At 52.9% G+C, this 12,367-nt stretch carries 15 protein-coding genes and 1 pseudogene; 6 read left to right on the plus strand and 10 right to left on the minus strand.

Annotated elements, in window-relative coordinates:
• From AB5903_RS15120 to AB5903_RS15160, 9 genes are all read right to left on the minus strand, one after another.
• Positions 1-313 (minus strand): exodeoxyribonuclease III (locus tag AB5903_RS15120; protein ID WP_368117984.1); only part of this gene is annotated, 313 nt, incomplete at its 3' end.
• Positions 314-450: 137 nt separating this feature from the next.
• Positions 451-1,710, minus strand: a complete 1,260-nt coding sequence (locus AB5903_RS15125; RefSeq protein WP_368117985.1) for an Nramp family divalent metal transporter — start codon at positions 1,708-1,710, stop codon at positions 451-453.
• Between the two features lie 402 nt (positions 1,711-2,112).
• The gene (locus AB5903_RS15130) at positions 2,113-2,358 is read right to left on the minus strand and encodes a TIGR03905 family TSCPD domain-containing protein (RefSeq protein ID WP_005653739.1); all 246 of its coding nucleotides are present in this window, start codon (positions 2,356-2,358) and stop codon (positions 2,113-2,115) included.
• Positions 2,358-3,095 carry a YebC/PmpR family DNA-binding transcriptional regulator gene (locus tag AB5903_RS15135; RefSeq protein ID WP_005653738.1) on the minus strand — a complete coding sequence of 246 codons (738 nt, stop codon included), beginning with the start codon at positions 3,093-3,095 and terminating at the stop codon, positions 2,358-2,360. Before AB5903_RS15135 ends, AB5903_RS15130 begins: the two co-directional genes overlap by 1 nt.
• Before the next feature lie 42 nt (positions 3,096-3,137).
• Positions 3,138-3,362 (minus strand): hypothetical protein, encoded by a 225-nt coding sequence (locus AB5903_RS15140; RefSeq protein ID WP_016662900.1) that lies wholly within the window; start codon positions 3,360-3,362, stop codon positions 3,138-3,140.
• Between the two features lie 17 nt (positions 3,363-3,379).
• Positions 3,380-5,842 (minus strand): phenylalanine--tRNA ligase subunit beta, encoded by a 2,463-nt coding sequence (gene pheT, locus AB5903_RS15145; RefSeq protein ID WP_368117986.1) that lies wholly within the window; start codon positions 5,840-5,842, stop codon positions 3,380-3,382.
• 73 nt (positions 5,843-5,915) lie between these two features.
• Complete coding sequence (locus AB5903_RS15150) at positions 5,916-6,518, minus strand: nucleotidyl transferase AbiEii/AbiGii toxin family protein (RefSeq protein WP_016662902.1); 603 nt, start codon at positions 6,516-6,518, stop codon at positions 5,916-5,918.
• Positions 6,473-6,778 (minus strand): hypothetical protein, encoded by a 306-nt coding sequence (locus tag AB5903_RS15155; protein WP_016662903.1) that lies wholly within the window; start codon positions 6,776-6,778, stop codon positions 6,473-6,475. The genes AB5903_RS15150 and AB5903_RS15155 overlap by 46 nt, the downstream gene beginning before the upstream one ends.
• A gap of 187 nt (positions 6,779-6,965) precedes the next feature.
• Positions 6,966-7,124 (minus strand): helix-turn-helix transcriptional regulator, encoded by a 159-nt coding sequence (locus tag AB5903_RS15160; RefSeq protein ID WP_005653730.1) that lies wholly within the window; start codon positions 7,122-7,124, stop codon positions 6,966-6,968.
• Between the two features lie 182 nt (positions 7,125-7,306).
• On the opposite strand from AB5903_RS15160, the gene AB5903_RS15165 reads away from it, so the two are divergent.
• From AB5903_RS15165 to AB5903_RS15175, 3 genes and pseudogenes are all read left to right on the plus strand, one after another.
• On the plus strand, positions 7,307-7,981 hold the full coding sequence (locus AB5903_RS15165) for a BT4734/BF3469 family protein (protein ID WP_195658025.1): 675 nt from the start codon (positions 7,307-7,309) through the stop codon (positions 7,979-7,981).
• 193 nt (positions 7,982-8,174) lie between these two features.
• Positions 8,175-10,152: pseudogene (locus tag AB5903_RS15170) on the plus strand (DUF3987 domain-containing protein).
• 499 nt (positions 10,153-10,651) lie between these two features.
• Positions 10,652-10,813, plus strand: a complete 162-nt coding sequence (locus AB5903_RS15175) for a hypothetical protein (protein WP_368117987.1) — start codon at positions 10,652-10,654, stop codon at positions 10,811-10,813.
• A gap of 222 nt (positions 10,814-11,035) precedes the next feature.
• Here AB5903_RS15175 and AB5903_RS15180 read toward each other — a convergent pair whose 3' ends face one another.
• Positions 11,036-11,263, minus strand: a complete 228-nt coding sequence (locus AB5903_RS15180; RefSeq protein WP_022104475.1) for a DUF4248 domain-containing protein — start codon at positions 11,261-11,263, stop codon at positions 11,036-11,038.
• Positions 11,264-11,462: 199 nt separating this feature from the next.
• Here AB5903_RS15180 and AB5903_RS15185 point away from each other — a divergent pair, with 199 nt between their 5' ends.
• The 3 genes from AB5903_RS15185 to AB5903_RS15195 form a co-directional block, all read left to right on the plus strand.
• Positions 11,463-11,930, plus strand: coding sequence for a hypothetical protein (locus AB5903_RS15185; RefSeq protein WP_016662906.1), 468 nt, complete (start codon positions 11,463-11,465; stop codon positions 11,928-11,930).
• 38 nt (positions 11,931-11,968) lie between these two features.
• Positions 11,969-12,076: a smalltalk protein gene (locus AB5903_RS15190; protein WP_016662907.1), complete on the plus strand. Its 108-nt coding sequence runs from the start codon at positions 11,969-11,971 to the stop codon at positions 12,074-12,076.
• Positions 12,073-12,367 (plus strand): N-acetylmuramoyl-L-alanine amidase (locus AB5903_RS15195; RefSeq protein ID WP_368117988.1); only part of this gene is annotated, 295 nt, incomplete at its 3' end. The genes AB5903_RS15190 and AB5903_RS15195, both read left to right, overlap by 4 nt.

Here is a 12,367-nt window from a genome sequence, read left to right on the forward strand (position 1 = left end):
CCACGGACAGGTCGCCGTAATCGGCACGGACAAACCGTCCTTCGCTATCGTACTCCTCCATGCCCATGCCGTATTCCACATAGTCCGGCTCGCGTTTCGTCAGGATGGCGACTCCGCTATACCCTTTCTTCCGGGCTGAATGCAGATAATGCCTGTATCCCAATGCATCCAACGCCTCCGCAGGATACTGCTCCGGCTGCAATTTGGTTTCCTGCAGGCACAGCACGTCCGGCTGTTCCTTTGCCAGCCATTCGGGAAGCCCTTTGGACACGGCGGCCCGCAAACCGTTTACGTTATAGGTTATAATCTTCATTTCCGTATATATATTTTTTTAATTATCCGCCCGGCGGCAATCGTTCGTCAGGTTGCAATCGTTTGTCAGGTTGCAATCTTTCGTCCGCTTGCAATCATTCGTCAGGTTGCAATCATTCATCCGGCAAGCAGCGTTCATTACAAACTCGATATCAGCAGCATCACATTCAATACCGTCACGATGGCGGCAATCGTATAGAGCACGAATGTGCTCCATTTACTGTTCACATACTGCCCCATCACTTTGCGGGACGAGGTGAGGCTCACCTGTAGGAACACCGTAAACGGCAACTGGATGCTCAGTATCATCTGCGAAATCAGCAGTCCCTTGAACGGGTCGCCGATAAAACAAATCAACAGCAGCGCGATGCCCAACGAAAGGATTACCCCCACCTGCGAGTGGCTGTCCCTGATGTGGTAGGACTCGCCGAAGATACCGGCAAAGATGGAACCTGCCGCCATGCCGCTCGTAATCGTCGAGGAGATGCCCGCCATCAGCAATGCCAGCGCAAACACCACGCCGGCGCTGCTGCCCAGCAACGGATCCAACAGCGACTTCGCCTGCTGCAACTCCTCCACCTGAATCCCGCCTTTGAAGAAAGTGGCGGCGGCCAGCAGTATCATCGCACTGTTAATGGCCCATCCCACAATCATGGAGAAGAGCGTGTCGAACAATTCGTACTTCAGCACCCTGCGGATAGAGGCATCGTCCTTCTTATTGTACTCGTGGCTCTGTATCACCTCCGAATGGAGAAACAGGTTATGGGGCATCACCACGGCTCCGAGCACACTCATGATAATGAGCATGCTTCCCTGGGGGAACGAAGGAGTCACCCACCCCTGCACCGCCACTGGCCAGTCTATCCTGACAAGGAAAAGCTCGTAGATGAACGAAAGCCCTATGACGGACACGAAGGCAATGATGGCCCTTTCAATCTTCTTGTAGGAGTTGGTGAAAAGCATTATGGACACGAAAAGCGTAGTCAGCACCGAACCCCATATAATGGGGATGTCCAGCAGCATTTGCAGTGCGATGGCCCCGCCCAATATTTCGGCAAGGGAAGTGGATATGGAAGCCAGCACCGCTGTACCCAATATAGGGCGCGACACCCATTTGGGAGTGTACTGCGTGGCGGCTTCCGACAGGCACAGTCCCGTTACGATGCCCAGGTGCGCCACGTTGTGTTGCAGGATTATCAGCATGACGGTAGAGAGCGTCACCACCCACAGCAGCGAGTAGCCGAACTCCGACCCCGCCGCAAAATTCGACGCCCAGTTTCCGGGGTCGATGAAACCTACCGTCACCAGCAGTCCCGGTCCGATATATCTGAACACGTCCAGACCACCCAAATAGCGTTTGTGGTCTTTCCGTTGCAAGTCTTTAAAAATATTCTTCATTATTATGTTGTTCTTGTTTTGAGGATGTAAAAGTACTCAAATAAAAAACAAATGCACCATAAGTTGGTTCAAAATGGCAGACACGTTGCCCTGCCAACCCCAAAAAATCATCCCACGAGACGGATAAATTCATCCCGCAAGACAAATTTATCCACCTCGTGGGATGAATATACCCGTACGGAAAACACAGCTTTTCCTGATTTCCTTTCCGTGAAGTCCGTGAAGTTCACAAGGTCTCCGAAAGAGAGTGGTTGAAATACACTTGACGATTTCTTTTAGGCACGGATTACGCGGATTACACGGATTTTGATAAAAAAAGAATTAAGAAAATCCGTGTAATCCGCGTAATCCGTGCCTAAAAAATCATCACGCCCCCTTACATCTTCAACCAGAGCAGCAGAATCAATATCCCATCTCGTGCAATGCCTTACACAACTGGTCGGGACAGGAAGTGGGACGTCCGCCGCAGCGGATACCTTCCAGGCGTGAAATCACCTCTTTCACCGGCATCCCGGCAACCAGGCGCGACAACCCTTGCAGATTGCCGTTGCATCCGCCCCAGAACGCGATGTTCCGCACGATGCCGTCTTCCACCTCAAGCTCGATATTGGTACTGCACGTGCCTTTGGTCTTGTAAGTATACGTCATTACTCTTCGCTTTCTTCCGGCTTCATATTGGTGTACACCGTCTGCACGTCGTCAAACTCTTCCAGGCGTTCCACCATCTTGTCGATGGTCTCGCGGTGTGCAGGCTCCACATCTTTCAGGTCGTTGGCGATGTAGGTAAACTCGCCGCCCACATCCTCAAAGCCGCCCTCTTCCAGGTGCTTCTGGATGGCTGCGTAGCTCTTCGGGTCACCGTAGATGGTGATTGTGCCTTCTTCTTCGTCCTCTTCGTAGTCTTCGTCGATGTCGAAATCGATCATGTCGAGGATGAATTCTTCCATATCCATGCCGTCTTTCTTCTTGAAAGTGAACACGCATTTGTGGTCGAACAGGAAAGCCAGTGAGCCCATTGTGCCCAGGTTTCCGCCAAACTTGTTGAACACGCTGCGCACATCGGCCACCGTGCGGGTGGGGTTATCGGTCAGTGTATCCACAAATACGGCCACACCGTGAGGTCCGTATCCCTCGTAGGTCATGCTCTTGTAGTCGCTCTGGTCCTTACCCATTGCATTCTTGATGGCACGCTCGATGTTGTCCTTCGGCATGTTCTCGCGCTTGCAGGTAGCGATAACCGAACGCAGTGCAGGGTTGTTTTCCGGTTCGGGTCCGCCGGCTTTCACCGCAATAGCAATTTGTTTACCCAGTCTTGTAAAGGTCTTAGCCATGTGACCCCATCTTTTCAATTTGGCAGCTTTTCTATATTCAAACGCTCTTCCCATTGGATTGTATATTTTAATTTGTTCTTTAATTGGTTTCTGTCTTTACTGCCGCGTCAGTTTCCGATACTTCCAATATGACACGCCGCACATCAGCAGGCATATCAGACCGCTCACCCCTGCCAGGGCATTTCTCCAGCCCTCGTTCTCAGGGAAGTGCCAAAGCACCCTTACTGCCTGAAACAAGAGGAGCAGCCCTATGGTCAGGCCCGTCAGAGACGCTCTTTTGGCTCTGATATGGTGATCCGGTTTTATATCATACTTCTTCATAGCGGGTCAGCTTGTTTTTACCGCAGCACGGCTCCCAGTCGGTTCTGCAGGTTGGCAATCAGCTTCTGCATCACTTTGTCAATCTGCTTGTCGTTCAGTGTGGCATTCTCGTCCTGCAACAGGAAACTTACGGCATACGATTTCTTGCCGGCTTCCAGGTTCTTGCCTTCATAGACGTCGAAGAGGGAGACTTCTTTCAGCAGCTTCTTCTCCGTTTCGTAGGCAATCTTCTCGATTTCGGCAAACTGCACCTTCTTGTCAATCAGCAAAGCGAGGTCGCGCTTCACGGCCGGGAATTTGGAGATTTCGGTATAGTTTACCTTCACGTTCCTGATGGCCTTCATCAGCTCTTTCCAGTTCAGGTCGGCATAGTACACCTCGTTGTCGATGTCGAACGCTTTCAGGAGCTTCCTTGTCACCACGCCGAACGTGGCAAGGCGCTTGCCCCCCCTTGTCTGCACGGACAGGGCAGCGGCGTAAATATCGTCCGTAAGGTTGCCCACTACCAGGTCGTGCATCTGCAAGCCCAGACGGGCAAATATGTTTTCTACATACGCTTTCAGTTCGTACACCGAACTGTCCTCGTCCTGATGCGCCCATGAGTTGGACACTCTCTTGCCGGTAATCCACAGGCCCAGGTGATAGTCTTCGGAATAAGGAGCGAGCGCCTTTTCGGGGTTACGCTTCTCTTCGTTGAAGTAATAGCAGTTGCCGAATTCAAAGAATTTCAAATCGGCATTCTTGCGGTTGGCATTGTGCGCGATGCTCTCCAGTCCGCCGAAAAGCAGCGTCTGGCGCATGGCGTTCAGGTCGGCGCTGAGCGGATTCATCAGCATCACGAGGTTCTTGGCGGAATAAGATTCCAGTCCGTCGTAATAGGCGGCGCGTGTCAGCGAGTTGTTCAGGATTTCGTTGAAACCGCAGCCCACCAGTTGCTCGGCAACCAGGTTCTGCAGACGGTTGGACTTGTCGCACTCGCCCTTCGTTGTCAGGCTGGACTTCAAGGCTGTGGGAATCTCCACATTATTATATCCGTAAATACGGAGGATGTCCTCTATCACATCGCAGTCGCGCTGCACATCCACGCGGTATGGCGGCACGTCGAGCGTCAGGCCCTCTGCCGTTTCGCCTACAATCTTCATCTCCAGGCTCGTCACGATGCTTTTTATCGTCTCTGCCGGAATCTCCTTGCCTATCAGCGCGTGTACCTTCCCGTAAGAGAGTTCCACCCGGAAGTCGCGGGCGGGAGCGGCGCATACATCCTTGATGTCGGAAGAGATGGTGCCGCCGGCAAGTTCCTTCACCATCAGTGCCGCCAGTTTCAGGCAGTAAAGGGTGGCGTTGGGGTCGACGCCTCTTTCAAAGCGGAAGGAAGCATCCGTGTTCAGGCCGTGGCGGCGGGCGGTCTTACGCACCCAGGTGGGGTGAAAATAAGCGCTTTCGAGGAAGACGTCCTTCGTGGTTTCGGTGGAGCCTGAATCCAGTCCGCCGAACACTCCGGCGATGCACATGGGCTCTTCCCGGTTGCAAATCATCAGGTCGCGTCCGTTGAGCTTGCGTTCCACGCCGTCCAGGGTAGTGAAGGGAGTGCCTTCGGGCAGGGTCTTTACAATGACCTCGCCGCCTTTAATCCTGTCCGCATCGAAGCAGTGGAGCGGCTGGCCGAATGCGTGGACGATGTAGTTCGTGATGTCCACCACATTATTAATAGGGCGCAGGCCGATGATGCGGAGCTTGTTCTGCAACCATTCGGGGCTTTCCTTTACGGTGACGCCTTTCACGGTGACGCCGGCATAGTGCGGGCAGGCTTCGCTGTTCTCTACCGCCACCCGGATGTCGAGGTCGTGGTTATCGACGGCAAAAGCCTCCACAGAGGGTTTCTTCAAGGCGGCGGGCTTGCCGTTCTGCACCAGGTAGGCGTACAGGTCGCGCGCCACGCCGTAGTGCGAGCAGGCATCGGCGCGGTTGGGCGTGATGTCCACCTCCAGCACGTAGTCGCTCTTAATGTTGTAATAGTCCTTGGCAAGCGTGCCTGGCACTGCTGTTTCGGGCAGTACGATGATGCCCGCATGGTCTGTGCCGATGCCTATTTCGTCTTCGGCACAAATCATGCCGTTGGACTCTACGCCGCGGAGTTTGGATTTCTTGATTGTGAAGCATTCATCACCGTCATAAAGTTTTGTACCCAAAGTGGCCACCACCACTTTCTGTCCGGCTGCCACGTTGGCTGCGCCGCATACTATCTGCACAGGTTCTCCCTGTCCCAGGTTTACGGTAGTGATGTGCATGTGGTCCGAGTTGGGATGGGGCTCGCACGTCAGCACTTCGCCGATGACCAGGCCTTCCAGTCCGCCTTTAACGGTTTGCACCTCTTCCACGCTTCCCGTTTCCAGTCCTATGGAAGTGAGCGCGGCGGCTACTTCATCCGGTGTCAGGTCGAAATCCACATACTCTTTCAACCAGTTATAAGAGATATTCATATCATTATTTTTTTATTGTTTCCAAAAGTGACCCGCAAAGTTAATAAGATTTTCCTGTAGAAAGGGAAAAATTTCAGGAAATCTTCGAGAGTATATACGCTTTTACCTGTTGCCATGACTGATTTACAAACATATCCGGCATGGGGTCTGTCTCTGCATCGTCAAAATAGGCCAAGCTTTTCATTGCCATGAAAACAGAGGAGTCGTTGTATTTGGCTGCATAGAAATGCAGGATTTCCTCTAATGAAAAGTGATGCAGCAAGAAAGCGATATCTATAAAATCCTTCTTTGTACCCCTGCCTATGATTGCAGTAATCTTCATAGCTGCAATATCGCTTACACTCGCCAGGCGAAGCCCCTGCTCCAGGACAACATCATCAAGCCAAGGGTATTTATAATTTACAATATCAACCTTGATTCCATCTACTATATAGATGTGTATATGGGGAGATTCCTTCAAAATGGTCAGCGAAGCTATCCCTGCTATTGATTCCCGCAAATATTCAGCCTCACAATCTACCGTGCCGAAAAAATCCAAATCAATAGATTTGCGATGCCCCAATTGCAAAGCGAGCGCAGTGCCCCCTACCAACCTTGTTTGCTCAAGCACCGGCAACCGTTGCAGTTTTTTCAGGAGTTCCAGGGTTGAGGATTCAACTGTTTCCAGGTATAGCATCTGAACTGTTCTTTAGGGGTTTTTGAAATAGCGGCAATGTATGCCAGCGCACGGGGTTCCAAGCTCCTCAATCCCTTTGCGGTCTCTACGATTTTGGGCAATCCGTAGTATGACTTAATGAGATTCCAGTCGCCCAGCAAGCCATATTCCAGCACTCTCTGTATCACATATTGCGCATGTGCGTCGAGGTCGATATCCTCTTTGCGCACATCCCAGAACAGATGCGGAGAGAATTGTTCCATACATTCATTTGCAGACATAGCCTTTACTTCTTTTATTTACAAAGGTAGCATTCTTTTCCGAAAATCAACCGATTAATCATTTATAAAAAGCCCGCGGGTCAAAGTTTATCCACTATCCGGTGCGCCCGTCTCCGCAGCAATTCGAACTCTTCATCGTCCAGGATGGCTTTCATCGCCTTATACCAGCGTATGAGCACGCTGATTTTCACATCCCCCCTTTTAAAAGGGTCTGAATGGTGGTATTACTCATGCCGGCATGGTCGGCAATCATTTTCAAAGACACGCCGGATGCCTTCAACAGATAGCGGAGCTCTTCACCTATCATAAGATAGGGATATTGCCCGTCCTCATTTTTTACACTCATTTTAGTATTAATTTTATTTAAAATACAAGGGAAATATTTAGGTTTATTAAGTTTCGTACATACATGTGTGTACGGTCATCTGTTTTATAATCACGAACTTTGAAGGGTATCCCTGAAAGATTCGGGAATTGCGATGCAAAATTAACAAATTAATAATCAGCACCAAAAAAACAAGTAAACAAATGAATGAATTCAAAATGTCCCTGTTCCTCGCCCCCATTTCGCCGGTGAAGGACGGCGGCACGGGGCAAATCATCAAACCTGCCACCCTGAAACCCTACAAAACCATGACCCTGCAGGAAGTGTACCGGACGATAACCGCCAACACACGCCTGCAACTGCTCACCGACCGCGTGCGCCGGGCATTCGACAGCGGCGACCTATCCGCCTACCGCGCCCTCAAACAGGAGCTTCTGCCCTACGTCACCCCCTGCGGCACGTTCGCCCGCCGGCGCAGCGACAGCCTTCTCGAAGCATCGGGACTCGTAGTGGTGGACATCGACCACCTCGACTCCGCTGACGAAGCCGCCCGGTTGCGCCGCCAACTGTTTGAAGACCCGTTTCTTAGGCCGGAGCTGGTCTTCATCAGCCCCTGCGGACAGGGCGTAAAAGCCTTCGTGCCCTACACCCCCGACCCCGCCCTGCCGGATGTGCGCCAGAATGCCGCCGAAAGCATCCGATGGGCTATGGACTACGTGCAGTGCGTGTATGCCGACGGCAACCGCAACTCCGCCAAAGGCGTGGATACTTCCGGCAAGGACCTCGTGCGGGCCTGCTTTCTGAGCTACGACCCCGGTGCGCTCATCGCTACCCGGAATAATCTTTCGCCGGAAAATAATCTGCTACAAAACCAGTAATTCATAACTCATAATTTATAACAGATAATTTATAACAGATAATTTATAGTGCATAATTCGTAACTCATAACAGGTAACTCATAACACATAATTCGTAACTCATAACAGATAACTCATAGCACATAATTCATAACTCATAACAGATAACTCATAGCACATAATTCATAACAGATAACTCATAATTTATAACCCCATGACCAATATCCTATCCGATTTGCGCCGCCTCACGGAAGCGGTTCACGCAGCGGGCGCCGACATCGCGCCCACCTACAGAGAGTATGTACAACTGGCATTCGCCATAGCCACCGACTGCGGCGAAGCCGGACGCAGCGACTTCCTGATGCTGTGCAGCCTCTCTGCCAAATACGATGTGCACGCGGCAAACAAGCTCTTCAGCAACGCCCTGAAAACAAACAACAACAGCGTCCACATAGGCACCGCCTTCCACCTTGCCGAACTGTGCAACGTGCGCCCCCGCCCCGCAGAGAAGCCGCGGCAGGACGCTCCCGCGGGTACACTTGGTACGCCGGGTGCACCGCATCCCGCCGCCTCACACACGCATGCGCACGGTTATTATAATAGAGCGGAGATGCCTGCGGAAGAATTTCCGGAAGCGCCCGCTGCCAGTCTTCCCGCCGAAGCAGCCGATGCCGGAACAGCAAACTCCGGAACAACCTACCCCGGGACAACCTACCCCGAAGCAGCCGACCCCGAAGCAGCCGACGAGGAGACCTGCCGGGGCAGCGAACCCCTCACCCCGCTGCCCTGCTTCGACAACCGGACGCTCTGGCCCGCACCGCTGAACGAAATTACCGCCCACGGCACCACCCGCGCCCAACAGGACATCATGCTGCTGGGCGCCGTCACCGTGCTGGGCGCCAGCATGAACAGCCACGTGCGCTGCGCCTACGGCGGCAAGATGATATCGCCCAGCCTGCAAACGTTCATCGTGGCCCTGCCTGCAAACGTTCATCGTGGCCCTGTCTGCCTCGGGCAAGGGCGTGCTCTCCCTCGTCCGCCTGCTGGTGGAGCCTATCCACGACGAGATACGCCTGCACACGGCAGAAGCCATGAAGCAGTACCGCAAGGAGAAGGGCGCCTACGACTCGCTGGGCAAGGAGCGCTCGCAGGCCACCCCGCCCGCACTGCCGCCCGACCGCATGTTCCTCATCTCGGGCAACAACACCGGCACGGGCATCCTGCAGAATATCATGGACTCCGAAGGCATCGGCCTGATATGCGAAAGCGAAGCCGACACCATCTCCACCGCCATCGGCTCGGAACACGGCCACTGGAGCGACACCATGCGCAAGGCCTTCGACCACGACCGCCTCTCCTACAACCGCCGCACCGACCGCGAGTACCGCGAAGTGAAGCGCAGCTACCTCTCCGTCCTGCTCTCGGGCACTCCCGCCCAGGTGAAACCGCTCATCCCCACCGCCGAAAACGGCCTGTTCTCGCGCCAGCTCTTCTACTACATGCCCGCCATCCACAAGTGGCAGAACCAGTTCGACCGGCAGGATACCGACCTCGAAACCGTATTCACCGGCCTGGGCATGCAGTGGCGCGAGCAACTGAAACGCATCACCGCCGGCGGCCTCTTCACCCTGCGCCTCACCCCCGAACAGAAGGAGCTGTTCAACAACCTCTTCGCCAACCTCTTCATCCGCTCCCACCTTGCCAACGGCAGCGAAATGGCGAGCAGCGTAGCCCGCCTTGCCATCAACATCTGCCGCATCATGCAGGTAGTGGCCATGCTCCGCGTACTCGAATCGGACGACATAGCCCGCTCGCCCCACCTCACCCCCGACAAGGACATCTCCGGCGACAACCTCAAGGACGGCATCATCACCCGCTGGGACATGACCATCCTCCCCTCCGACTTCAACTCCGTACTGGAGCTTACCGAAAGCCTCTACCGCCACGCCACGCACATCCTCTCCTTCCTGCCCGGAACCGAAATCAGCCGCCGGAGCAACGCCGACCGCGACGCCCTGCTGCAAAGCATGGAAAGGGAGTTTACCCGCTCCGCCTTCCTGCTGCAGGCCGAAGCAACGGGCATTAAACCCGGAACGGCATCCACATGGCTCAAACGCCTGGTGAAGCATGGGATGATAGAGAGCGTGGACGGAAAGGGGACGTACCGGAAACCTCTCCCAAATGGGGTGTGACAGGTTTTTTGTCTGTGGTTGTTTTGACATGTTTTCTGTATATATACTATACGTGCGTGTGTGCGAAGCCGGCGGCGGGGGTGATTGTTGTGTACCAATTGTGACACTTGGAACGGAGGGGAGGTAGAGGCAGAAGAATAAAAGAATAAAAGAATAAAAGAACAAAAGGAAAAGGGCAAAAGGACTCCGGGAAAAATGTTCGTGAACTTCTTCCTGATGTTTGGAAGTTGGAGAAGTCTAATACGAATACAATTGGAGTTTAAATATTTATGTTGAAGAAACAAGGAGGGTGTGCCAAAACTAACATTCGCTTGCTATTTGTTTCTTTTTAGGCACGGATTACACGGAAAACACAGATTTTCTTTGTTCTTTTTTCCGTGAAATCCGCGAAATCCGTGCCTAAAAGAAATCATCAAATGTATTTTGACACACTCTCTTTTCTATTTATGAAAAAGACAATGTGTACTTTATCGGATGCTTACGATAAAAGAACAGAAGAATGGAAAAGGGAGGTGTTTCGGATAAGAGGGTCTTTGGGGCAAGAAAGGATTCCGGACAAGAAAGGATTCCGGGCAAGAAAGGACTTCAGTCAAGAAGGATGGAAAGTAAGGTGGTGTTGCCGGAAACGGCCGGTAACATTACTGAAGATAAAAAAGAATGAAAGATTACTTCATGTTTTCCCGGGGGCTACTCCGGCAGCGTAGCGTAGAACTTTAGCGTTGCAGAGTAGAACTTTGGCGGCGTAAAGTAGAACTTTAGCAACGTGGAGTAGCCCTTTGGCAACGCAAAGCATCCTTGAGTGGACAGAGGAGGATTCAGGCTATGAAAAGCGTTTTTTTCTGTTGTAGATGCGGGTGGTATGTGTCGGACTGCCGGAGGGAGGTCAGTTCTCGCCCGGTTCTCCCAGCGCCCCGACAATCAGCCCTACCTGTGCGGGCGTGTATGTCCTCGATTTTGGCGAAAGTCCTGAGGCAAGCAGTTCTTCCCGCAGGTTCGGATAGAGGTCTATCCATTGGTTCAGTTTACGGAAAGCCGCTTGCGGGCACAACTCCGGACAGTAAAGCTGTGCAAGTTCCGTGCGTCCGAATGTGCGTATCTTAAAATTCGTCATAATCCCTGATTCTTTGGTTCTTACAGAGCAAAGATACGGAAATATCTCCACACTTCCGCATCTATATCCGTATATAACAACCTACAACAGACCATAACGTACCGAAAGTGACAAACCCTCTTCCCGCGCATCGTATCTTCGTAACGTGATCACAAAGAGAGTTGAAAACAAGAATTAAAAACCCAAAAACTTAAAGATTATGATTCGTTACAAGAAGTATCAAATGACCGGTGAAAACCACCCCCTGAAAGGCTTATGGTATGCCCGTCCCCTGATTGAGGACACGTTCGACACCGAGAAGCTCGCCAAGCACATGTCAAACCACAACACGCCCTACTCTGCCGGCTTAATCAAAGGCGTGCTTACCGACATGATAGCCTGCACCAAAGAGCTTATCCTGGACGGGAAGAACGTGAAACTGGACGACCTCGCCATTTTCTCCGTCGGCATCGTCAGCCGTAAAGGCGCTGCCTCTGCCGACGCCTTCACCCTGGCGGACAACGTAAAGGGCCTGAAGCTCCGCGCCCGCGCCACGGGTGAGCTGAGCAATGCCCAAATCAACCTGGAAGGCCAGCTGAAAGAAGCGTCCAAGTACAGCCCGGACAACAGCGGCGCGGGTGGCAGCACCCCCGGCGGCAACGGCGAAGAGGAGAATCCGTTAGGATAACAGAAGCAACAGATTATCAACATTAACACCTGAAGAACATGAGCACAAAATCAAAATCCGTATGGGGCATTGTCCTCAAAACCATCGTAGCAGTAGCCACTGCCCTGGCAGGGGTATTCGGTTTCAGTTCCTGCATAGGCCGATGAGAATCATCACGCTTGCCATCATTCACTGCTCGGCCACGCCCCAGGGCGTGCGCCTGAGCTTTGACGACTGCCGCCGCGAGCACATCCGCCGCGGCTTCTGCGACATCGGCTACCACTTCTACATCACACGCAACGGAGAGATTCACCGCGGCCGCCCGCTGGAGAAAATCGGCGCCCATTGCCAAAACCACAACCGGCACTCCATAGGCATCTGCTACGAAGGCGGCCTGGACATCCGCGGCACACCCGCCGACACCCGCACACCGGCACAGCAGGCATCGTTAGTGGCAC

It is taken from the genome of Bacteroides sp. 2201st1_D9_2201SCRN_220225, assembly GCF_040928965.1.
GTDB classification, from domain to species: Bacteria; Bacteroidota; Bacteroidia; order Bacteroidales; family Bacteroidaceae; genus Bacteroides; species Bacteroides stercoris.